Source organism: Streptomyces sp. JLBJ103 (genome assembly GCF_058215575.1).
Genome location: NZ_CM177089.1, coordinates 5,487,547 through 5,506,918, shown reverse-complemented (window position 1 = coordinate 5,506,918; position 19,372 = coordinate 5,487,547). Strand labels below are relative to the sequence as shown.

The window sequence follows — 19,372 nt, the reverse complement described above, 5'->3', positions numbered from 1 at the left end:
GGCGGTGCGTTCGGGAGTTGTCAGACGACCTGGTGGAGCCAGCGAACGGGGGCGCCCTCACCCGCGTAACGGAAGGGCTCGAGCTCGTCGTCCCACGGCTTGCCGAGCAGCTTGGCGATCTCCCCCTCGAGTTCGCTCTCACCGCGCGCGGAGCGGGCGAGTGCGGCGCGCAGCCGGTCCTCGGGGATGAGGATGTCGCCGTGCATTCCGGTGACGGCGTGGAAGATGCCCAGGTCAGGAGTGGAGCTGTAGCGCTCGCCCTCGGCGGTGGCACAGGGTTCGGCCGTCACCTCGAAGCGCAGCAGATGCCAGCCGCGCAGCGCGGACGCCAGCTTGGAGGCCGTACCGACCTCGCCCTGCCAGGAGAATTCCGCGCGCCAGGTGCCCGGCGCGGCGGGCTGCTTGATCCAGTCGAGTGTGACACGCACGCCGAGGACGCCCGCGACGGCCCACTCGACATGCGGGCACAGCGCGCGCGGAGCGGAGTGCACATACAGAACTCCACGTGTCGTCACCGGGGCCTCCTGTGCGGTTCGAGGTGCGCCTTCCCCAGCGGCCTCATATCCGTACCGGTCGTGCCCGGGACCACCCGACATTCTGCCCTAGTGATCACCTCTGCACCAGTCCCGACATTACCAGCAGTGAAATCTATCGTGCAGAATTCTCCAGAAAAGGGACAGGATGTGACGCGGCGTAAGGTATCCGTACCGCACAGCGCCCTTCGACACTGGCCGGAAGCGCATCTGTCACAAGAAAAAAGTACCGCGCAAGCCAGTCGGAGGAATGACGTACCGTCGGTCCCGGTTAGATATCACCCATCAGTCGGAGGGGGAACAGCCATGCGGGCCAGCGCGACACGCCGGAAGCGGTCGACCACCGCGTCCATGACCGGGCGTACGGCGGTGCGTCCGACCGTGCGGACCGCGGCGCGCGCCGGTGTCGCGCTGCTCACCACGGCCGCCGTACTCAGCGCCTCCGGCTGTTTCGGCAGCTCGGACAGCCCGTCCCGGCATGGCCCGTCCCGCGGCGGGAAGTCCCCGCACGCCAAACCCAAGATCCTCTGGAACACCAGCCCCGATTCCCTCGCCTCGCTGGGCGACTCCATCACCCGTGGCTTCGACGCCTGCTCCGTGCTCTCCGACTGCCCGGAGGTGTCCTGGTCCACCGGCAGTGATGTGAACAGCCTGGCCCAGCGGCTGCGCTCCGGCACCCGCAGCTGGAACTTCGCCAAGACCGGGGCGGTGATGGACGATCTGCCCGACCAGGTCACGGCGGCCGTGGCACGCAAACCGCAGCTGGTGACCGTGATGATCGGCGCCAATGACGCCTGCCGGGCCTCGGTGTCCGACATGACCTCGCCCGAGGAGTTCCGCACCACCTTCACCGCGGCCCTCACCAAGCTGCGGCGCGAGCTGCCGAAGACCCAGGTGTATGTGGCGAGTGTGCCCAATCTGAAGCGGCTGTGGTCGGAGGGGCGGAAGAACGTCCTGGGCAAGCAGATCTGGAAGCTGGGGATCTGCCCCTCGATGCTCAAGGACTCCGACGCCCTGGACGCGGCCTCGATGGACCGCCGGCAGCAGGTGTCGAAGCGGGTGAACGCGTACAACACGGTGCTGAAGGACGTCTGCGGCCGGGATCCGCTGTGCCGTTACGACCCGGCCGTGCACAACTACCGCTTCAGCGTGCGGGAGTTGAGCAAATGGGACTGGTTCCACCCCAGCAAGGCCGGTCAGCAGCAGCTGGCCGCGATGGCCTACCGCCGCATCTCGGCACGCTGAGCGCTGCGCGGGAAATGCCGCGAGGTGGGGTCGTTTGTCCGCGGTCGCGTCGTGGCCGGCCGCGCCCACGCGGCGGAGCCGCACATCGACACAGCCCCGCGCCCCTTCGGGGCGCAACCCGAACCGCACCGGACTTCAGCGAGGCCGCTTGGCCGCGCGGGGCGGGGCGGCCACGGCTGCCGGGTGGGCAGACGCCGGAGGAGGTGGCGCCGCTGCTGGCGGCGCCGGGGAGGGACGGGGGAGCGAGCTGAGGTGGGGCGGCCCTGGCGCTCGGCCGCCCCACTCCGCGCGTGGGTCAGCTCGCGGAGCTGATGAGCGTGATCTCGTTCTCGGTGTCGGCCACGGTCCGCGGCATCGGCACGAAGTCACCACGGGCGCCGTACTTCACCAACCGCGCCTCGGCGTAGGCCGGTCCGGGCACATAGCTCCCGCCGCCGTCGCCGGTGATGACCCAGTTGTGCCGGTGCCCATCGCAGATCGCCGACGCCCCGCCGACACCGTGCCGCTCCGCGCCCTGCGTCACCGTGACGAGGATGCTGGCGCGCGGGGTGTCCGTCGGTTGGTACACACACCGGTAGGAGCCGTACACCGTGACGGTGCCGCCTCGGGTGACATAGCCGGTGCGCTCGACGGTCAGGCTGTCGCCCCAAGGCACGGGCACGGCGGTCCGGTCCAGCCGGGAGGTGAGGTCGGACTGCCCGGTGGGGAGTTCAGGTGTGGTGGCGCCGGACGACGTGGCGTGGGCGACCGGTGCCGAGATGAGCAGGACGGCAACGGCGCCGACGATGCGATGACGGTTGCGCATGGGCGGATTCCTCTGTGTGCGGGGAGCGGATTCCTGTACAGCTACCGGCCCCGCGGGCCGGGCCGCGGGAACCTCACCCGCCGGGCGGCGTGTCCGCCGCCGCCCAAAGGGTGGCCCCACGGCGTCCGGTTGACCCATGGCGCGGTGGCCGAGGAGTTCGACGTCGTGACATTCGCATGCCCCGACCCTCTCGGAGGGCCGGGGCATGGGAACACTGCCGAAAGTCAGCCTCACGACATGACCTTGCACTGGTCCTACATCTGGTGGTCCTGCATCTGCTGGCCCTGCATACCCTGACCCTGCATGCCCTGGCCCTGCATGCCCTGGCCCTGCTGGTTCGGGTCCTGCCAGTGGTGGTCTTGCCGGTGCTGGTTCTGCCGGTGCTCGTCTTGCCGGTGCTGGTCTCGCCGGTGCTCGTCTTGGTGAGTCGGCGTGGTGCGGATGATCACGTTGGAGCACTTGGAGCCGATGTTTTCGTCCCCACTACCGGAGCCAAGCAGCTCCAGATCGGGCCCGGTTGAGGTATCGCAGTGGTTCTGCTGGACCGTCCCGCCCAAGGCGGAGGCGAGCAGGGCGTCGTTCGATGGCCACGACTGCGCCTGGGCCACGCTGACTCCGCCGAAGGCCACAGCGCAGAACGTGGAAGCGCCTACGGCCATCGCTCGCATTACTCGTCTCATCGGGCCACCCTTCTAGTCTGTTCAACGAATGCCTGCGGGCAGCCTCTCGGGCGGCTGATTCGAGTAGTGGAAGCGACACGGTCCCTTAGACCGTTCAGACGTGTGGGGACGGCGGTTGAAGCCATTCGGCGGGTTCTCCACCGGCTACCCGTTAGACCTGATGATCACATTGCTGTCGCAGAGACCACCCATGAGGCCCTGTTGACGGCCTGTCACCGTCGTGCGAGAACCGGACGGTGACCGCCTCCTCCCCCGGTCGTCCTTCCGCACCCGACAGGAGAGCAGATTCCTCATGAGACCAACTCGCGCTCGTCTGGCCCTCTTTGGAGCCGCCTTGCTCGCCACCGCGCCGCTGGTGTGCGCCGGGCCGGTGGTGGCCGAGCCACGTGATGGCGGTGGTGGGCCGACGGTTGAGGAGCGACGGCTTGAGCTGGGGGCGCCGCGGGAGATTCTGCGGCGCAGTGGTTTCGACACGGTGGCCCCGGACTTCGCTCGCGCGCTGGAGGGGGTGCGGTCCGTCGCGGAGGCGGAGACCGTGGTGGCGCGGGACGGGGCGCGGTTGTGGCGGCGGGCCGTGGAGCGGGTACAGGGACGTGGGCCCGCGGGCGGGGACCTCAGCCGGGACGACGACCGGCCGCTGTACTGGGCGCGGTTGGGGATGACCCGGGCGCTGGGCGAGTGGCGGCCCGGATTCCCGCTGTCCGACGAGCGTCGTGCCGCACTGCTCACCACGCTGGAGCGCAGTTCGCGCGGTGAGGACTCCATCGAGCTGCCCGCGGGTCCGCGGATGAGGCGGATCGTGGTCACCGGCTTCGATCCGTTCCAGCTGGACGCGGATCCCCGCCGGTCCAACCCCTCGGGAGCGGCGGCACTCGCGCTGGACGGAACCACGATCCGTACGGAGCGGGGCCCGGCCCGGATCGAGACCGCCGTGTTTCCCGTGCGCTGGGCGGACTTCGCGGACGGAACGGTCGAGCGGACCCTGCTGCCGTCGTTCCGGTCCGGGTCGCGGCGGGCCGATGTGTTCATGACCGTGAGCCAGGGCCGGATCGGCCGGTTCGACGTGGAACGCACCAACGGCGCCTGGCGGGGCGGCTATCCCGACAACACCAATGTGTCGGAGACCGGGACCGTGCCCATCCCCTCCGGTGTGCCGACCCCCGCACCGCAGCCACAGTGGACGACCACCACGCTTCCGTACGGGCGGATCGTGGCGGCGGACACCGGGCCGTTCCCGGTGTACGACCACACCGAGGTCACCGAGATCCCGGCGGGTGGCAGCGGTCCGGTGGTACGTCCGGACGGGCCGACACCCGGTTCGGCGGCCCGCGCGGGAGGTGGCGGGGACTATCTGTCCAACGAGATCGCCTACCGCGCCACGCTGCTGCGCGACGCGGTCGGGCTGAAGGCGCCCGGTGGCCATCTGCACACGCCCGTCCTCCAGTTCGGCGCCGGAAACACCGACCCGGCGACCGGCGAGGTGACCGATCCGGAGTTCATACGCAATCGCCTCGCCATCACGGCACAGGTGCGCGATGTGCTGACCGTGGCAGCGGGCTGAGAAAACGGGGGCGGTGGCGGATCGCCCGCCACCGCCCCCGGTGCTCCCGCCACTATCGCGTCATGCGTCGCTCAGCGCGTCCGCCGGATGGCCCGAGCCCGAGTTCCCGTTGTCCGGCCCGTCCTCGCCCGTCAGATCGCGTACCAGCAAGGTGGCGCCCGCGACCGCGCCCGGCATCAGGAACACGGCCACCAGGGGCAGCAGGAACAACAGGGCGAGCGGCACACCGAAACCGTAGGTGAGCAGACGACGGCCGCGCAGCATCCGCCGCCGCTCCTTCAGCAGCACACCGCGGCGCAGCAGCGCGATCGACGTCAGCTCCTCGGTGAGAAAGAAACCGGTCGCGCAGAACGCGAGCGCGGGGATCACGGTCTGGCCGATCACCGGGACAAAGCCCAGCGCGAAGAACAGCACACTCCACAGCGTCACGCGGACGACCAGCGCGATCGCCTCGCGCAGCCCGATCCACAGCTCACGCCACAGCGGCAGCCCGGACTCGGGGGCGGTGCCGCCTTCGGAGCGGTCGACCGCTTCCGACAGCGACTCGTAGAAGGGCTGGCCGACCAGCAGGGTCACCGCGGTGAAGGTGATGATCGCCAGGAACATACAGGCGGCGGCGAAGAGGATCGCGAGGGTTCCGCGGAAGACACCGAGCCACGGCGAGGACCAGTCGTCGGCGAACGGGGTGGCCCAGGCGATGACGTCGTCGGTCCAGAAGAAGAGCGCGGCGAGCGCCGCCGCGTATCCGACGAGGGTGATGAGGGCGGGTAGCATCCCTATCCCCCACCATCGCCCGTGCCGGGCCACCCAGCGCTGCCCCTTCATCAGGTAACCGAAACCGGTCGCAAGATCACGCATAGGCGAAGCCTACTGGGCCTGGGTGGCGCGAAAACGACGGCCGGGTGGCTCGGCCGGGCCTACGGCGTCAGCCGCGCCACACTCCCCGTCTCCAGCGCGGCCCACACCGTGCCGTCCGCGGTCACCGCGATGCCGTGCGGCTCCGAGGAGGGTGTGGGCAGCGGGTGTTCGCGGATCTCACCGGTGGTGTCGATATGGCCGATGCGTCCGGTGCCCCACTCGGTGAACCAGCAGCCTCCGGCCGGATCGGCGGCGATGGCATGCGGTTTGGCGGTGCGGTCCGGCAGCGGGAACTCCTGGATCCGCCCCTCCGGCGTGATCCGCCCGATCCGGCCCGCGAGGAGTTCCACGAACCACAGCGCGCCGTCGCCACCGAGGGTCATCCCCACCGGCCCGGCACCCGATGTGGGCAGCGGGTACACGGTGGTGTCACCGTCGAGGCCGAGACGGCCGATGGCATTGCCCTGGTTGAGGGTGCACCACAGCGCCTTGTCCGGGCCCGCCACGACGGCCGACGGGAATCCGCCCGCCACCGGCAGCCGGAATTCGGTGACCTCCCCCTCGGTGGTGATCCGGGCGATGGCGTCGCGGTTCATCAGGGTGCACCACAGCGCGCCGTCGGGGCCCGCGGTGATGCCGTACGGACCGCTGTCCGGGGCCGGCAGGGGAAACGACCTGAGCGCGCCGTCCGGTCCGATCCGGCCGATCCGACCGTCGCGGGACCGGGTGAACCACAAGGCCCCGTCCGGGCCGGTGGTGATGACCATCGGCCCGCACTCCCCCGAGTCCAGTGGCCAGACGGTGATGTCGTCCGCCACCTCTCCCGTGGCGCTCACCCTGGCGATCTCGCCGGAGTGCACCAGGGTGAGCCACAGCGCACCGTCCGGTCCCGCCGTGATGCCGTACGGCCCGGCCCCCGGGCGGCCGACGGCGAACTCCCGGATCGCCGGCTGGTCGCGGTCCGACATGGGGTACCTCCTGCGAGAAACGGGCCGTGAACAAATCCGAGCACACCTTCATGCAGGGGACCGGGGCGCGCAACGTCTTTTCGGAACCGTGCCGGAACCCCCCGTGCACACGGCCGTTCCCCGGCCGGACGAGCCGGACGGGGAACGGTGAGCCGGTGCGATCGGCTCGGTCCTGCGCGGAGGTCTCCGTCATCCGCGGATGTGCTCAGACGTAGAGGTAGCCGCCGGGCACGGTGGCGGATCCGCCGGGGGTCGTGACAACGACGGTGGCGGGGCCCGCGGTACCCGCGGGGGTGACACCGGTCAGCACCGCGCCGCCCGCGGTGACCGTGACACCGGTCGCCGCCACACCGTTGAAGGTGACCGAGGCACCGGTGAGGTTGGCGCCGACGATGGTGAACGCGGTACCGCCCGCCGCCGGTCCGCTGGCCGGGATGATGAGGAAGGCGAGCGGAGGCAGCGGCGCCACATAGGTGTAGGCGGCCGGAGCGCTGGCACCCGACGGGTTGGTGGCGACGACCGGCACCGCGCCCGCCGCGTGGGCGGGGGCGGTGACGACGAGCACGGTCCCGAAGGGGGGCTGCGCGATGATGGGGGCCGCGGCGCCGCCGAAGGTCACCGAGGTGACGGTGTCCAGATTCGATCCGATGAGTACGACGGGATTGCCGCCGGCGATCGGCCCGGAGGACGGGACGACGAGGAGGATCGTCGGCGCGCCGACCGCGAGCGCGACGTCCTGATGCGACACGGGTGAGGACATGAGGTGTCTCCTCATTGGGTTACGGGAGGTGAACACCGCGATCCCTCGGGGGCGCCCTCACAGTCAGCAGGGCGTCGACACTGCCTGACCGGTCCGCATGCGATGAGCGGGGAAATCCACAGGCCGCGCTCCCCGGGAGGGATGGGCGGCCCACCGTTTGGTTGTTTCCAGTTCCTCATTCGTGTGCGTACGCCACAAGGGAGTTGACGCCACTTCACCCGGACGGCGCAGCGCGTCGGCGTACGCCGGTGGCCCCGGGGGACACCCCCGGGGCCACCGTGTGCGCCGACCGACTCCGGACCAACGCCCGCCGTCGAAAGGTCAGTCCTCGAAGGCGACGATCATCTTGCCGATGTTGTCGCCGCGGAGCATGCCGAGGAACGCGTCCACCGCGTTCTCCACGCCCTTGACGACGGTCTCGCGGTAGTGCAGCTTGCCGTCGCGGATCCAGGCGCCGACCTCCTCGAAGAACTGCTCCTGGAGGTTCTGGTGGTCGAACACCAGCATGCCCTGCATCCGCAGCCGCTTGCCGATGATCAGCGCGAGGTTGCGCGGGGCGGCGGGCGGCTCGGTGACGTTGTACTGGGCGATCATGCCGCAGACGGTGATCCGGCCGTGCAGGTTGAGGCGTTCGATGGCCGCCTCGAGGTGCTCACCGCCGACGTTGTCGAAGTAGACGTCGATCCCGTCGGGCGCGGCCTCCTTCAACTGCTGGGCGACCGGGCCCTTCTTGTAGTTGAAGGCGGCGTCGAAGCCGTACTCGTCGACCAGCAGCCGCACCTTCTCGTCCGTGCCCGCGCTGCCGATCACCCGGGAGGCACCCTTGAGCTTGGCGATCTGGCCGACCTCGCTGCCGACCGCGCCGGCGGCGCCCGAGACGAAGACCGCGTCGCCCTCCTTGAAGGACGCCACCTCCAGCAGACCCGAGTACGCGGTGAGCCCAGTCATGCCGAGCACACCGAGGTAGGCGGGAAGCGGGGCGACCTCCGGGTCGACCTTGACCGCGCTCTTGCCCTCCACCACCGCGTACTCGCGCCAGCCGCCGAAGTGCAGGATGTGGTCGCCGGGCGCGATGCCGTCCACGTTGGAGACGAGGACCTTGCCGACCGCACCGCCGTCCATCGGCTGGTCCAGCTGGAACGGCGGCAGATACGACTTCACATCGTTCATCCGGGCGCGCATGTACGGGTCCACCGACATGTAGAGGTTGCGGACCAGGAGCTGACCCGGGCCGGGCTCGGAGACGGGAGCCTCGCGCAGGGCGAAGTCCTCCGGCTTCGGCCAGCCCTCCGGGCGGGCGACGAGATGCCATTCGCGGCCGGTGGTGGGGATGACGGACATGAGCGGGAGCCTTCCTGGGGACGGAGAAATGCTTCAGTAGATGAAACAATCATGCTCCTGGATATTTCATGTTGTCAAGCAAATGGGTACCCTGGTGCCCATGGCATCCCGCATCGACCCGCTGACCCTCGAGGTCGTCGAGCTCATCGGCACCGTCGTGGCCCGTTACCACGAGGAGTACGAGGAGGCGGCGGCCAAGCACGCGCTGACCGGCGCGCAGGCCCGTTTGCTGGGGCTGCTGTCCCGGGGGCCCACGCCGATGCGGCGGATAGCCCAGCAGCTGAAGTGCGAGCCGTCGAACGTCACGGGGATCGTGGACCGGCTGGAGTCCCGGGGGCTCGTCGAGCGCCGTCTCGACCCGGCCGACCGCCGGGTCAAGCTGGCCGCGGCCACCGAGGCGGGCCAGGAGACCGCCGAGCGGCTGCGCGGCTCGCTCGACTTCGCACGCGAGCCGCTGGCCGGACTCTCGGCCGACGAGCGCACGGTCCTGCGGGACCTGTTGCGGCGGATGCTCGGCATCGAAGTCTGAGGCCGCTCCCGGCCCGGCGGAGTGCCGCTAGGTACACCACCACAGGAAGCGGTCACACGTCTGGGCCGGCTTCGGTGTCGGGATCGGCCCGGACGTCCCCGGCGTGGTCGGGCGCGGCTTCGACGGCGGGGTCGACGGGCGGGAGGGAGCGGGGCCACCGGTGGCCGGGGCGGAGGAGCCCCGATCGTCCGACGTCTGCCGGTCGGGGCCGGGCGACGTGGTGTCCCCCGCCTTCTTCTCGCCCTTGACCTTCTCCTGGGCACCGTCCTCGGTGTCCTTGTCCGGCCGGCCGCTCCCGGTGGACGGGTCCGCGCTCGGCCCGCCGCTGTCCCGCGCCACGGGCTCGGCGGACTCCGTCACCCCGCCGCTGGGATCGGCCACCGGCTTCTCCCGGGAGGGCGTCGGGGCCGCCTCGCGGAAGTACCCCTCGGTGGCCAGCTCCGCCACGAACAGCGCGGCCAGAACCGGGCCCAGCACCGCCGCCGTGACCATCACCCGGCGGGCACGCCCCGATCGGGCCCGGTGACCGGATTCCCGGCCCGGCCGGGAGCCACGCGCACCACGGGACCGCTGCGACCTGTGCGACTTCTGCGCCTTGCGCCGCTCCGCACGGGACACCGGCGCGCCGGAGGAATCACCGGTCCCCGCCGCTCCCGCTTCCGCCGCCGGTGCGGTCGCCGCCGTGGGCAGCTCAAGCTTCTCAACGGGCTTCCCGCAGCCGGGGCAGGAGAGGGCGCCGTTGAGGTGGCGTCGGCAGGGAGGGCAGTAATCCATGACGCCGGGCAGGTTATGTGAGCACTGAACAACGGGGATACCGGAGCATGTGAGGATCCTGTGCAGGGAGCCGCCGGAACCGCCGCACCGGTCCCGGTCTGCCGGGGTTCGATCCTGGTCTGCGATGCGGCCCGGCCGGGAAGCCCGCGCGATCCGGCGGTGAAACCTGGCCGCGGGAATCGTTGCGCCAGGATGGGGGCATGGCTTCCGCGTCCTCGTTCCCCGGGTCCGAACCGTTCCCCGCCCCCTTCCCCTTCGTCCTCGTCCTGCTGCGGCGGATGGCCGACTTCCAGCCGGGACTGGTCGAGGACGCGCTGCGGGAGCTGGGCTTCGGGCGCGCCGTGATGCGCGAGGCCAACCGCCGCTGGCAGGCGATGCAGCGGTCACCGCGGCGACGGCCCGCCGCCGCCCGCTACCGCTCGGTGCTCGGACCGCCCGAGACCACTGCCAGGCGCCGGATCGGCGATCTGACCTGCGATGCGCTGAGCTGGCCGGTACCCCTGTGGCCGGATCTGCGGTTCGAGGTGCTCACCGCGCCCGGCGGGGCGGTGTGGAACGAGTGGCTGGTGCGCGCCCCGGGCGCGGCGGGGCCGACCCCGCGTACGGCCGCCGACCTGGTCCCGTGGTCCTGCACGGTGGACGAGGTGGCGCGGGCCTTCGCGCCCGCGCGGCCCATGGAGGGCTCGGCGCCCACCCGTTGGCGGCTCGCCTTCGACGCCCCCGGCACGGAAAAAGGTGAACTCCGCCCGTACGTAGCGGAGTTCACCTGGGGTCTGCTCCAGCGCGTGGAGCCGGTGGAGCGGGTGGAGCAGACGGAGAACGTCAGGCCAGCTTCGCCGACAGGGTGATCTCCGTACCGGTGAGCGCCTGGCTCACCGGGCAGTTCTTCTTGGCGTCCTCGGCGGCGGCGACGAACGCCGCCTCGTCCAGACCCTCGACCGTGCCCTCCACGGTGAGGTGGATCCCGGTGATCCCGGTGCCGGGCTGGAAGGTGACGTCAGCCTGCGTGGTCAGCTGCGTCGGCGGGGTCCCGGCCTGGGTCAGGCCGTGCGACAGCGCCATCGAGAAGCAGCTTGAGTGCGCGGCGGCGATCAGCTCCTCGGGGCTGGTCTTGCCGTTCGCCTGCTCGGCGCGGGACGGCCAGGACACCGGCTGCTCGCCGATCCCGGACGAGTCGAAGGTGACGACTCCCTTGCCGTCGGCCAGATTGCCGTTCCAGACGGTGTGTGCGGTGCGCGTCGTAGCCATGCTCGCTGTTCCCTGCTTCCTTCGGATGACGTCGTCAGGTGACGTACAACGGGACGGTCGGTCCGATCATCCGGCCGTGACCGCACCACTACCGGTTGCGACCCGCCCGGAGTTCGGCACCGAGCCTACGTTCCAAGCGACAACGGCAGGGCGGCCGTGCTCGGTTCCCAGTCGGCTGATGGTCGCGGTGTCGAGGCGGAACAGCGCACCGGCCGCCGGTGGCAGGCCCAGCCGACGGGCGGTGAGCACCCGCAGCACATGGCCGTGCGCCACCAGCACCACATCACCGCCGCTGTCGCCCGGTGCGGTGGCGCCCGCGTCCAGTTCGGGCGCGAACCGGGCCAGCACCCGGTCGACCCGGGCGCCGATCTGCTCGGGGGACTCCCCGGGGTGCTCGGCGTCGCCCGGTGCCACCCCGTCGGTCCACAGATTCCAGTCGGGGTGGGTGCGGTGGATCTCGGCGGTGGTGATGCCCTCGTAGCCGCCGTAGTCCCATTCGCGCAGTTCGGGCTCGGTGCGTGCGCCGTCGAGACCGGCGAGCCGCGCGGTGTGCGCGGCCCGCCCCAGCGGGCTCACCAGAACGAGCCCGATCTTCCGCTCGGCGAGCAGCGGGCGCAGCGCACGGGCCTGTTCCTCACCGCGCGCCGTCAGGGGCTGCTCGGTCCAACTGGTGTGCTTCCCCGACCGGCTCCACTCGGTTTCGCCGTGCCGGATCAGCACCAGTTCACCCATGGCCGTCGGATGCCTTCGCTTCGCCGGAACCCTCTTCGTTCTTCGTGGCGTTCTCGGCGTCGGCGATGTCGGCGCGGACCTTGTCCATGTCGAGGGCGCGGGCCTGGCCGATGACATCCTCCAGCGCCTCTTCGGGGAGGGCGCCCGGCTGGGCGAAGACCGCGATGTTCTCGCGCACGATCATCAGCGTGGGGATCGACTGGATGTCGAAGGCGGCGGCCAGCTCGGGCTGTGCCTCGGTGTCGACCTTGGTGAAGGTCAGATCCTGGTGACGCTCCGCTGACCTCTCGTACACGGGGGCGAACATCCGGCACGGTCCGCACCACGAGGCCCAGAAGTCGATCAGTACGAAGTCGCTTCCCGAGACGATCTCGTCGAAGTTGTCCTTCGTGAGTTCAACGGTGCTCGTGCTCATGCCTGAGTTCCCGCTTCCGTACGTCGGCAGATGCCACGACGGTAACCCCTCTCCCCAGCCCGGTATTCCTCGGGGCTGTCCTGCCGCAGGTCAGGGGTGTGGTGCGGAGGGCTAACCGGTGCGGTAGCGGATACCGAGGGCGGCGGGGGTGAAGCGGGTGACCGCGGTGGTGGTCAGCCCCTCGCCGGTGCCCCGGAAGACCCAGAAGCCTCCGGTGCCGCCGCGTCCGTAGCCGGGCGCCGTGGCGATCACGTCGTCGTGCCCGTCCCCGTCGACGTCGAGCAGCGGGGGCTGCGGGGCGAAGGCGTCGAAGCCGTAGGGGGTGTGGCTGCCGGGCACACCAGGGGTGTCCAGGTCGATGGTCCGGGCCCGCTCCCGGCCGCTGCTCTTGCCCTGGTCGTCGGGGTCGCTGGTGGGCGGGGTATAACGGCCGTCCTTGCCGCCGAGCCCGGAGCCGGGCAGCAGGGTCAGCCGCCCGCCCCTACGGCCTTTCTCCGGGGCGGCCACCACCAGATCGGGGCGGCCGTCGGCGGTGACATCACCGACGGCCGGGGTGGCGCCGAAACCGTCGTCGCCCCGCGGCTCCCCGGGGACACCGGGGGCGGACTGGTCCAGGAACCAGTCGGAACGCCCCCGGCCCAGACCGGACTTCGCGCCGCGGACAACGGTGAGCCCGCCGGAACGCTCCGGTGTCCGGGCCGGGTTCCCGCCGCCGTCCCGGTCCGTGCCGGTGGGCCGGACGACCGGGCCCTCGCCGGGCGCGAGCAGATCGTCGATGCCGTCGTCGTCCACGTCCCCGGCCGCGGGCTCACTCGGCCCGTCCGCGGTCTCCAGGGCGTGGATGAGGCGCGCCTCGGGCCGGCTGTCCCGGACGAGCCCCTCGGCGCCGCCCCGGTAGTGGACCACGGGTGTGAGGTCGGCGGGGGCGGTGGCGGTTGCGCCCCGCTCGGCGTCCTGCCGGTAGGTCAGCACCAGATCGCTGCGCCGGTCGCCGTCGAAGTCCCCGGCGGTGGCGCTGGACGGAGCCTGGTCGTGGTGGTGCTTGGTGGGTTTGCCGTGCGGTGTGCCGTGGGCGCGCGGGAGGGGTGTGCTGCGGGCGGGCTTGCCGGTGGTGGCGTCGAACGGGCCGTACAGCACCCGTGCCGTACCGGTGCGGCGGGTGTGACCGGCGGCGAGCAGATCCGGCGCCCCGTCGCCGTTGAAGTCCCCGGTGGCCAGCGCGGTGAGCCCGTCGCCGCCCAGGGTCCGCGGACGTCCCAGCCCCTTGGGGCCGCCGCGCAAGACGACCGTCTGTCCGGTCCGTTCGGCGTCGGGGGTGGCGCCGTGCGCCCAGCGCGCGGTCACCAGGTCGGTGAAACCGTCACGGTCGAGGTCGACGCGGAGCAGCGGGCCCGCGTAGTCGTCCTCGGGTCCGTCGACGACGAGGCGTCGGTGCGGGTCCAGACCGCGGGAGGATCCGTAGACCACGGCCAGCCTGCTGGGCAGTGGGCCCCGGGAGACGCTGGTGGGCCGGACGGTGGTGGCGAAGTCGTCGTAGCCGTCGCCGTTGAAGTCCCCGGACGAGGCGACGCGGCTGTTCGCGGGCGAGCGCGAGGCACGGACACCGCCGCCGTCGCTGCATCCGGCGAGGAGGACGACGGCGACGGCGGTCGCGGTGGCGACATGGACGAACGAACGCACAGCGGCACCTCGTGGGCGGTCGACGGCTTCGGACGACGTTCGCGAACAACATCTTCCAGGGGAAAGGACTCCACGGCTGACGAACGGGTTGCCTGGGCCCGAATCGGCCGCCGAATCGGGCCCGGTCGGTTCGGTGCGACCCCACCGTTCCGGGCACGGAATGTCGGGTGCGGCAGGGTGGGTGATCCCTAGCGTGAGTGACCGGAAAGAGGAAGGAGGCCAGGAGTGCTGGAACGGCTGAACCAGGCCATGGACCACATCGAGGACCGTCTCGACCAGGCCATTGACGCAGCCGAGTTGGCGCGGATCGCCGTCACGTCGGAATACCACTTCCGGCGGCTGTTCTCCGCGCTGGCGGGCATGCCGCTGTCCATGTACATCCGCCGTCGGCGGCTGACAGTCGCGGGCGCCGAGGTGCTCGCGGGACAGCGCACCCTGCTCGACATCGCGACGCGCTACGGCTACGGCTCGGGCGAGGCGTTCGCCCGTGCGTTCCGCACGATGCACGGCGTCGGTCCGGGCGAGGCCAGGCGCGACGGCGCGGCTCTGCACTCCCAGCCACGGATGTCCTTCCGCCTCATCGTCGAAGGGAGCAGCAGCATGCGGTATCGGATCGTGGAGAAGGAAGAGTTCCGGGTGGTGGGCAGGAAGGCCCGTATCCCACTGGTCCACGAGGGGCTCAACCCGGCCATCGTCGACTTCGTACGGAGCATCGGCCCGGAGACCCTGGCCCGTCTGGAGGCGCTGAGCGACCAGGACCCGCGGGGGATCGTGGCCGTGACGGACAACGCCGACGAGAGCCGCGCCGAGGGCACCGAACTCGACTACTACCACGCGGTGGTGACGGGCGAGGGGACGGCGCGGACCGGCAACGTCGAGGACCTGGACACGCTCGCCGTCCCCGCCGGGGCATGGGCGGTGTTCGAGGTCTCGGGCGAGTTCCCGCAGGCGATCCAGTATCTGTGGCGGGATGTGTTCACCCAGTGGTTTCCGTCCAACCCGTACCTGAGCAGGCCCGGCCCGGAGATCCTGCGGACCCGGCCGTCGGAGGACGGCAGCCACGGGGACGCGGAGCTGTGGATCCCCGTGGAGCCGGTCACCACGGACTGACGGCACCGCCACCGCGACTGACGACACCGCCATCGCGGACTGACGGCACCGGGCCTTGCGGGCGGCGTTCTCCCGAACGCCGCCCGCAAGGCCGCCCATCACCCCTCACTGGTCGCGGCGGTGCACCACGGCCACGGTGAGCCCGGCCGCGGCCAGCGCCCAGACCGCGTAGACGATCCACGCCCCACCGGTCGTCCACGGGTACCGGACCGAGGACGGACCGAACTCCGTCAACCGCGACCACGCGCTGAGGAGCAGGGCATGGTCGATGACGGCGCTCCAGTGCTTGCCGTCGCTGAAGACCAGCGGCAGCACGAAGAGTGTCGCCACACTGGCCACCAGGGTGGTCCCGGCCTGCCGGAACACGGCGCCGAGTGCCATGCCGACCAGCGCGGACACCGGCGCGAGCAGCGCGGACGCCAGCACCACACGTGACGCGCCCTCGTGGCCGATCGAGACACCGACACCCCGCCCCGACAGGATCGCCTGGGTCGCGTAGAACGACACCACCGCACCGAAGGCGGTCACCACTCCGGCCACCATGCTCACCTTGGCCGCCATCACCGACCGGCGGGGACCAGGACGCTCAACACCGTTCGGAGCGTCCGGCTGAGCCTGTGCAACTCATGCTCAGTCTTTAGGAACGGTGCGGGTCGATGTCCGGCGGTGTGGCACACCGCGTCCGCTGCCCCCGGAGGTGGATGTGTCCGCGTACCGCATCGTCCAGGAGGCGGTCACCAATGTGGTCCGCCACGCGGACACCGATGAGTGCCGGGTGTCCATCGACCACCGTGAGGACGCACTGTCGCTGGAGGTGGTGGACGAGGGACACGGCCATGAGCGCGCTATGCGCCACGGCTACGGCTACGGCCTGCTGGGGATGCGGGAGCGGGTCGGGCTGCTGCACGGGGAGTTCACGGCGGGCCCGCGTCCCGAGGGCGGCTTCCGGGTGACCGCGCTCCTGCCGGTGCCGACATCCGCGCCACAGCGGCCGGATCGGCCCACGGCCCTGCCCACCGCGGCGGGTGCCCGATGACGGTGCGTGTGGTCCTCGCCGACGACCAGCCGCTGGTCCGCGCGGCACTGCGGATGGTGCTGACCGAAGCCCCCGACCTCGAACTCGTCGGCGAGGCGGGAGACGGCGCGGAGGCGGTCGCGCTCGCCGAGAGCACCCGGGCCGATGTGGTGGTGATGGACATCCGGATGCCCGGGGTGGACGGCATCGAAGCCACCCGCCGTATCACCACCGGCCCCGGCACGGCCCATGTCATCGTCCTCTACGCCGCGCTGCGCGCGGGGGCGTCCGGCTTCCTCGTCAAGGACATGGCGCTGGACGACATCCTGGCAGCGATCCGCGTGGTCGCCGCCGGGGACGGCCTGATCGCCCCGAGCGTCACCCGCCGCCTCATCAAGGAGTTCGCCGTCCGCCCCGCCCCCAGGGACCCGCGCCCCATCGAGGGCATCACCGATCGCGAACGCGAGGTCCTGACCCTCGTCGCCACCGGTCTGTCCAACTCCGAGATAGCCGGCGAACTGTGCATCAGCGTGGCGACGGCCAAGACGTATGTGACCCGACTGCTCGCCAAACTCGCGGCCCGCGACCGGGTCCAGCTGGTGATCCTGGCCTACGAGGCGGGCCTGGTGGCCCCGACGCGTTAGCCGGACGCGAACGTATCGGGGTACCCCCTGACGCCCCATCAGCTGACGTTGCCGCCCCGCGTGCACCTGCCCCGCCCGCAACCATCAGGCATCACGCGCCCTGGACGGCGGTGCGGGCAGCATCGGCGGCGCCGTGGTCATGACGCCGTAGCGCGCATCCCGATAGGCACCGATCGGCGGAACGCTGTGAGCAGAACCAGCGATTTTCTGAAGCGGCCGAGCTACGCACCGCCGCGCTTCCCCCGGTACACATACCTATTCCCCGTTAGATCGGATCGTCAGATATTTCGCTTTTCGGCTCCTCTGGAGGAATCACATGCGTATCAAGAAGGCAGCTCTCCTGGCTGCGGCGTCCGCCACGCTGGTGCTGGCCGGCGCGGGCAGTGCGGCCGCGTACGGCGCGCCCACCAACGGCTACGGCCGCAGTGCCAGCAGCGACGGTGACCTCACCCTCATCTTCCAGAGCAACGACTGCGAGACCACCACCGGCGACAACTGGTCGAACGGCTGGCTTGGTGACGGCGGCGACATCAACAACACCACCAACTGCATCAACTCCGTCGGCGGCTGACCGCCGACACAGTTCGGCGACTTCGGTCGCCGAGACCTGGCGCTCCTCTCAGCCTTCCGGGCTCGAGGGGGGCGTCGGCCGCGTCAGCCGGTGGTGCCAGCGTCGGCACAGCTCGACGGTGATCGGTTCGAAGAGCTCGGGGGTCGAGATCTCGACGAGGAACTGGGTCAGCAGGTCCACCTGGCCCGCCTCGAAGTCCAGGTCTTCCAGGAACTCCACCGCCTGGGCCCAGTCGGTCAGCTCGTCCGGCCGGGCCCGGCCGGTGAGGAGCTTCGAGGTGGCCGCCGCGGCGTGTGCGCGGGTGAGGAGCGCCGGGCTCTCGGCGGCATAGGCGTCCTTGATCAGGGACGGCAGCTCACCACGCCAGTGGAGCAGGGCGGCCACGGGGGTGCTGCCGTTCGTGTCCATATGGGTGTCCTCCGGATCGTTGCCACTCGTGGGGACACGAGGACGGGCACGCGGCGCGAGCGGCATCCCGCCCCACGGGGATGCCGAACGCGCACCGGTCTGTCAGACGCCGGAGTACGAGTGCTTCCCTGAGACGAAGATGTTGACGCCGTAGTAGTTGAAGAGGAAGCAGGCGAAGGCGATCAGCGCCAGGTAGGCCGCCTTGCGGCCCCTCCATCCCGCGGTGGAGCGGGCGTGCAGATACGCGGCGTACGCGACCCAGGTGATGAAGGTCCAGACCTCCTTGGGGTCCCAGCCCCAGTAGCGGCCCCAGGCCGCCTCGGCCCAGATTGCGCCCGCGACGATGGCGAAGGTCCACAGCGGGAAGATCGCCGCGTTGATCCGGTACGCGAACTTGTCCAGTGTGGCCGCGGACGGCAGCCGGCTCCAGACCCGGGCCAGCTTGGTCTCCTCGCTCTGCGGGAGTCCGGCTTCGTAGCGGTCCCGGCACAGGTAGAGCACCGCGGAGAGCGCGCCGAGGTAGAGCGCCCCGCCCGAGACCATGGCGCAGGAGACGTGGATCCACAGCCAGTACGAGTGCAGCGCCGGGACGAGCTGGTCCGAATCGGTGTACAGCACCGAGACGGCCAGGCCCAGGTCCAGCAGGATGGTGGTCACCATGAACAGGCCCAGCCAGCGGACCGGCTTCTTCAGGGCCAGCAGACCGAGGTAGACGCCCACCGTGATCGCGCCGAAGGTGGTGGAGAACTCGTACATGTTCGCCCAGGGGGCGCGCTGCACGGAGGCGCCGCGCGCGATCACGCCCATCGTGTGGAACGCCCAGGCCAGGGTGGTGAGTCCGATGGCGATCCGGCCGAGCACATCGCCGCGTTCGGAGTCTCCGGCCGCTCCGGGGCCGTCCTCGATACCGCGGTCCCCGGGACCGGTCCGTACGGTGATCCGGGGGCGTTCGAGCGTCGCCGCTCCGCCCCGGCCGCGCTCGGCGGAGACCGTGGCGGCCCCGTTGGCCGCCTCCTTGGCCGCCGCCCCGGCGGCCGGTTCGGCGTCGGTGAGCGCACGGGACTGCACCGCCACCCGGCTGCGGGTGCCGAACGTCCACTCACCGATGTGCGCCAGGAAGGCGAGCGTGTAGACGGCCATGGCCGAATAGATCAGGTAGTTGCTGAGGTGGGCCAGGTTCTCGTTGACTGATGCGGCGACGGCCATCACGGACTCTCCTTCTCGCGACAGTCGGATAACTGCGGGGAAGACCGGGCGGTTGCGGCGGCTTCCGTGCGGTTGACGACTACGGGGACCCCGGTGCGGGACGGAGTGGCCAACGGGTGTCCGGCGCGGTGCGGCGGGACGGGCGTGGCGAGTGGCAGCGGAGATCGTGACGCCACGGGGCGGGGCCGCGGGGGCCCGACGTCCGCGGGCGGGGTGCGTAACGACACAGCGGTTGATACTCCAGCCGTAGTTCGTGATCTGCTGGTGGAGGTGCACGGTCGCTGTGGCG

The 19,372-nt window shown here is 70.9% G+C and carries 22 protein-coding genes and 1 pseudogene; 8 read left to right on the top strand and 15 right to left on the bottom strand.

Going from position 1 to position 19,372, the window contains the following annotated elements; all coding sequences use genetic code 11:
- Positions 1-20 precede the first annotated feature (20 nt).
- A complete protein-coding gene (locus AC4BEG_RS24305) occupies positions 21-515 on the bottom strand; it encodes a DUF3145 domain-containing protein (protein WP_490701869.1) in 495 nt (164 codons plus the stop codon).
- 369 nt (positions 516-884) lie between these two features.
- On the opposite strand from AC4BEG_RS24305, the gene AC4BEG_RS24300 reads away from it, so the two are divergent.
- A complete protein-coding gene (locus AC4BEG_RS24300; RefSeq protein ID WP_490701868.1) occupies positions 885-1,778 on the top strand; it encodes an SGNH/GDSL hydrolase family protein in 894 nt (297 codons plus the stop codon).
- Between the two features lie 295 nt (positions 1,779-2,073).
- On the opposite strand, the gene AC4BEG_RS24295 is transcribed toward AC4BEG_RS24300, so the two are convergent.
- On the bottom strand, positions 2,074-2,583 hold the full coding sequence (locus AC4BEG_RS24295; RefSeq protein ID WP_490701867.1) for a DUF6299 family protein: 510 nt from the start codon (positions 2,581-2,583) through the stop codon (positions 2,074-2,076).
- A gap of 254 nt (positions 2,584-2,837) precedes the next feature.
- Positions 2,838-3,191, bottom strand: coding sequence for a hypothetical protein (locus AC4BEG_RS24290; protein WP_490701866.1), 354 nt, complete (start codon positions 3,189-3,191; stop codon positions 2,838-2,840).
- Positions 3,192-3,555: 364 nt separating this feature from the next.
- On the opposite strand from AC4BEG_RS24290, the gene AC4BEG_RS24285 reads away from it, so the two are divergent.
- Positions 3,556-4,824 carry a PA0049 family protein gene (locus AC4BEG_RS24285; RefSeq protein WP_490701865.1) on the top strand — a complete coding sequence of 423 codons (1,269 nt, stop codon included), beginning with the start codon at positions 3,556-3,558 and terminating at the stop codon, positions 4,822-4,824.
- A 60-nt stretch (positions 4,825-4,884) separates the two neighbouring features.
- Here AC4BEG_RS24285 and AC4BEG_RS24280 read toward each other — a convergent pair whose 3' ends face one another.
- The 4 genes from AC4BEG_RS24280 to AC4BEG_RS24265 all read right to left on the bottom strand — a co-directional run bounded on the left by AC4BEG_RS24280 (position 4,885) and on the right by AC4BEG_RS24265 (position 8,751).
- Positions 4,885-5,682: an EI24 domain-containing protein gene (locus tag AC4BEG_RS24280; RefSeq protein WP_490701864.1), complete on the bottom strand. Its 798-nt coding sequence runs from the start codon at positions 5,680-5,682 to the stop codon at positions 4,885-4,887.
- A gap of 59 nt (positions 5,683-5,741) precedes the next feature.
- A complete protein-coding gene (locus AC4BEG_RS24275) occupies positions 5,742-6,650 on the bottom strand; it encodes a Vgb family protein (protein WP_490701863.1) in 909 nt (302 codons plus the stop codon).
- A gap of 205 nt (positions 6,651-6,855) precedes the next feature.
- Positions 6,856-7,410: an IPT/TIG domain-containing protein gene (locus AC4BEG_RS24270; protein ID WP_490701862.1), complete on the bottom strand. Its 555-nt coding sequence runs from the start codon at positions 7,408-7,410 to the stop codon at positions 6,856-6,858.
- Between the two features lie 321 nt (positions 7,411-7,731).
- Positions 7,732-8,751 (bottom strand): NADP-dependent oxidoreductase, encoded by a 1,020-nt coding sequence (locus AC4BEG_RS24265; RefSeq protein WP_490701861.1) that lies wholly within the window; start codon positions 8,749-8,751, stop codon positions 7,732-7,734.
- Positions 8,752-8,851: 100 nt separating this feature from the next.
- On the opposite strand from AC4BEG_RS24265, the gene AC4BEG_RS24260 reads away from it, so the two are divergent.
- Positions 8,852-9,280: a MarR family winged helix-turn-helix transcriptional regulator gene (locus tag AC4BEG_RS24260; RefSeq protein WP_490701860.1), complete on the top strand. Its 429-nt coding sequence runs from the start codon at positions 8,852-8,854 to the stop codon at positions 9,278-9,280.
- A 27-nt stretch (positions 9,281-9,307) separates the two neighbouring features.
- Here the strand turns inward: AC4BEG_RS24260 and AC4BEG_RS24255 are convergent, their stop codons facing one another.
- On the bottom strand, positions 9,308-10,054 hold the full coding sequence (locus AC4BEG_RS24255) for an SCO2400 family protein (RefSeq protein ID WP_490701859.1): 747 nt from the start codon (positions 10,052-10,054) through the stop codon (positions 9,308-9,310).
- Positions 10,055-10,254: 200 nt separating this feature from the next.
- On the opposite strand from AC4BEG_RS24255, the gene AC4BEG_RS24250 reads away from it, so the two are divergent.
- Positions 10,255-10,902 (top strand): hypothetical protein, encoded by a 648-nt coding sequence (locus tag AC4BEG_RS24250; protein ID WP_490701858.1) that lies wholly within the window; start codon positions 10,255-10,257, stop codon positions 10,900-10,902.
- Here AC4BEG_RS24250 and AC4BEG_RS24245 read toward each other — a convergent pair.
- From AC4BEG_RS24245 to AC4BEG_RS24230, 4 genes are all read right to left on the bottom strand, one after another.
- A complete protein-coding gene (locus tag AC4BEG_RS24245; protein ID WP_490701857.1) occupies positions 10,877-11,302 on the bottom strand; it encodes an OsmC family peroxiredoxin in 426 nt (141 codons plus the stop codon). The genes AC4BEG_RS24250 and AC4BEG_RS24245 overlap by 26 nt on opposite strands.
- A gap of 66 nt (positions 11,303-11,368) precedes the next feature.
- Positions 11,369-12,034, bottom strand: coding sequence for a histidine phosphatase family protein (locus tag AC4BEG_RS24240; RefSeq protein WP_490701856.1), 666 nt, complete (start codon positions 12,032-12,034; stop codon positions 11,369-11,371).
- Positions 12,027-12,449 carry a thioredoxin gene (gene trxA / locus AC4BEG_RS24235; protein ID WP_490701855.1) on the bottom strand — a complete coding sequence of 141 codons (423 nt, stop codon included), beginning with the start codon at positions 12,447-12,449 and terminating at the stop codon, positions 12,027-12,029. The genes AC4BEG_RS24240 and trxA overlap by 8 nt, the downstream gene beginning before the upstream one ends.
- Positions 12,450-12,560: 111 nt before the next feature.
- Positions 12,561-14,129 (bottom strand): FG-GAP and VCBS repeat-containing protein, encoded by a 1,569-nt coding sequence (locus tag AC4BEG_RS24230; RefSeq protein WP_490701854.1) that lies wholly within the window; start codon positions 14,127-14,129, stop codon positions 12,561-12,563.
- Between the two features lie 225 nt (positions 14,130-14,354).
- Here AC4BEG_RS24230 and AC4BEG_RS24225 point away from each other — a divergent pair, with 225 nt between their 5' ends.
- On the top strand, positions 14,355-15,239 hold the full coding sequence (locus AC4BEG_RS24225; protein WP_490701853.1) for an AraC family transcriptional regulator: 885 nt from the start codon (positions 14,355-14,357) through the stop codon (positions 15,237-15,239).
- Positions 15,240-15,344: 105 nt separating this feature from the next.
- Here the strand turns inward: AC4BEG_RS24225 and AC4BEG_RS24220 are convergent, their stop codons facing one another.
- Complete coding sequence (locus tag AC4BEG_RS24220) at positions 15,345-15,800, bottom strand: hypothetical protein (protein WP_490701852.1); 456 nt, start codon at positions 15,798-15,800, stop codon at positions 15,345-15,347.
- A gap of 85 nt (positions 15,801-15,885) precedes the next feature.
- Here AC4BEG_RS24220 and AC4BEG_RS24215 point away from each other — a divergent pair.
- The 3 genes and pseudogenes from AC4BEG_RS24215 to AC4BEG_RS24205 form a co-directional block, all read left to right on the top strand.
- Positions 15,886-16,275 (top strand): annotated as a pseudogene (locus tag AC4BEG_RS24215) (sensor histidine kinase); the annotation flags it as partial.
- Complete coding sequence (locus AC4BEG_RS24210; RefSeq protein WP_490701851.1) at positions 16,272-16,898, top strand: response regulator; 627 nt, start codon at positions 16,272-16,274, stop codon at positions 16,896-16,898. The pseudogene AC4BEG_RS24215 and the gene AC4BEG_RS24210, both read left to right, overlap by 4 nt.
- A 316-nt stretch (positions 16,899-17,214) precedes the next feature.
- Complete coding sequence (locus AC4BEG_RS24205; RefSeq protein ID WP_490701850.1) at positions 17,215-17,469, top strand: hypothetical protein; 255 nt, start codon at positions 17,215-17,217, stop codon at positions 17,467-17,469.
- Between the two features lie 48 nt (positions 17,470-17,517).
- On the opposite strand, the gene AC4BEG_RS24200 is transcribed toward AC4BEG_RS24205, so the two are convergent.
- Both AC4BEG_RS24200 and ccsB read right to left on the bottom strand, forming a co-directional pair.
- Positions 17,518-17,877, bottom strand: a complete 360-nt coding sequence (locus AC4BEG_RS24200) for a hypothetical protein (RefSeq protein ID WP_490701849.1) — start codon at positions 17,875-17,877, stop codon at positions 17,518-17,520.
- 102 nt (positions 17,878-17,979) lie between these two features.
- Complete coding sequence (gene ccsB, locus AC4BEG_RS24195; protein WP_490701848.1) at positions 17,980-19,083, bottom strand: c-type cytochrome biogenesis protein CcsB; 1,104 nt, start codon at positions 19,081-19,083, stop codon at positions 17,980-17,982.
- Positions 19,084-19,372 lie beyond the last annotated feature (289 nt).

Coding starts and splice junctions, on each gene's coding strand:
- AC4BEG_RS24300 (WP_490701868.1), top strand. CDS start 885: ATGACCGGGCGTACGGCGGTGCGTCCGACCGTGCGGACCGCGGCGCGC.
- AC4BEG_RS24295 (WP_490701867.1), bottom strand. CDS start 2,583: ATGCGCAACCGTCATCGCATCGTCGGCGCCGTTGCCGTCCTGCTCATC.
- AC4BEG_RS24285 (WP_490701865.1), top strand. CDS start 3,556: ATGAGACCAACTCGCGCTCGTCTGGCCCTCTTTGGAGCCGCCTTGCTC.
- AC4BEG_RS24280 (WP_490701864.1), bottom strand. CDS start 5,682: ATGCGTGATCTTGCGACCGGTTTCGGTTACCTGATGAAGGGGCAGCGC.
- AC4BEG_RS24275 (WP_490701863.1), bottom strand. CDS start 6,650: ATGTCGGACCGCGACCAGCCGGCGATCCGGGAGTTCGCCGTCGGCCGC.
- AC4BEG_RS24270 (WP_490701862.1), bottom strand. CDS start 7,410: ATGTCCTCACCCGTGTCGCATCAGGACGTCGCGCTCGCGGTCGGCGCG.
- AC4BEG_RS24265 (WP_490701861.1), bottom strand. CDS start 8,751: ATGTCCGTCATCCCCACCACCGGCCGCGAATGGCATCTCGTCGCCCGC.
- AC4BEG_RS24260 (WP_490701860.1), top strand. CDS start 8,852: ATGGCATCCCGCATCGACCCGCTGACCCTCGAGGTCGTCGAGCTCATC.
- AC4BEG_RS24255 (WP_490701859.1), bottom strand. CDS start 10,054: ATGGATTACTGCCCTCCCTGCCGACGCCACCTCAACGGCGCCCTCTCC.
- AC4BEG_RS24250 (WP_490701858.1), top strand. CDS start 10,255: ATGGCTTCCGCGTCCTCGTTCCCCGGGTCCGAACCGTTCCCCGCCCCC.
- AC4BEG_RS24245 (WP_490701857.1), bottom strand. CDS start 11,302: ATGGCTACGACGCGCACCGCACACACCGTCTGGAACGGCAATCTGGCC.
- AC4BEG_RS24240 (WP_490701856.1), bottom strand. CDS start 12,034: ATGGGTGAACTGGTGCTGATCCGGCACGGCGAAACCGAGTGGAGCCGG.
- trxA (WP_490701855.1), bottom strand. CDS start 12,449: ATGAGCACGAGCACCGTTGAACTCACGAAGGACAACTTCGACGAGATC.
- AC4BEG_RS24220 (WP_490701852.1), bottom strand. CDS start 15,800: ATGGCGGCCAAGGTGAGCATGGTGGCCGGAGTGGTGACCGCCTTCGGT.
- AC4BEG_RS24210 (WP_490701851.1), top strand. CDS start 16,272: ATGACGGTGCGTGTGGTCCTCGCCGACGACCAGCCGCTGGTCCGCGCG.
- AC4BEG_RS24205 (WP_490701850.1), top strand. CDS start 17,215: ATGCGTATCAAGAAGGCAGCTCTCCTGGCTGCGGCGTCCGCCACGCTG.
- AC4BEG_RS24200 (WP_490701849.1), bottom strand. CDS start 17,877: ATGGACACGAACGGCAGCACCCCCGTGGCCGCCCTGCTCCACTGGCGT.
- ccsB (WP_490701848.1), bottom strand. CDS start 19,083: ATGGCCGTCGCCGCATCAGTCAACGAGAACCTGGCCCACCTCAGCAAC.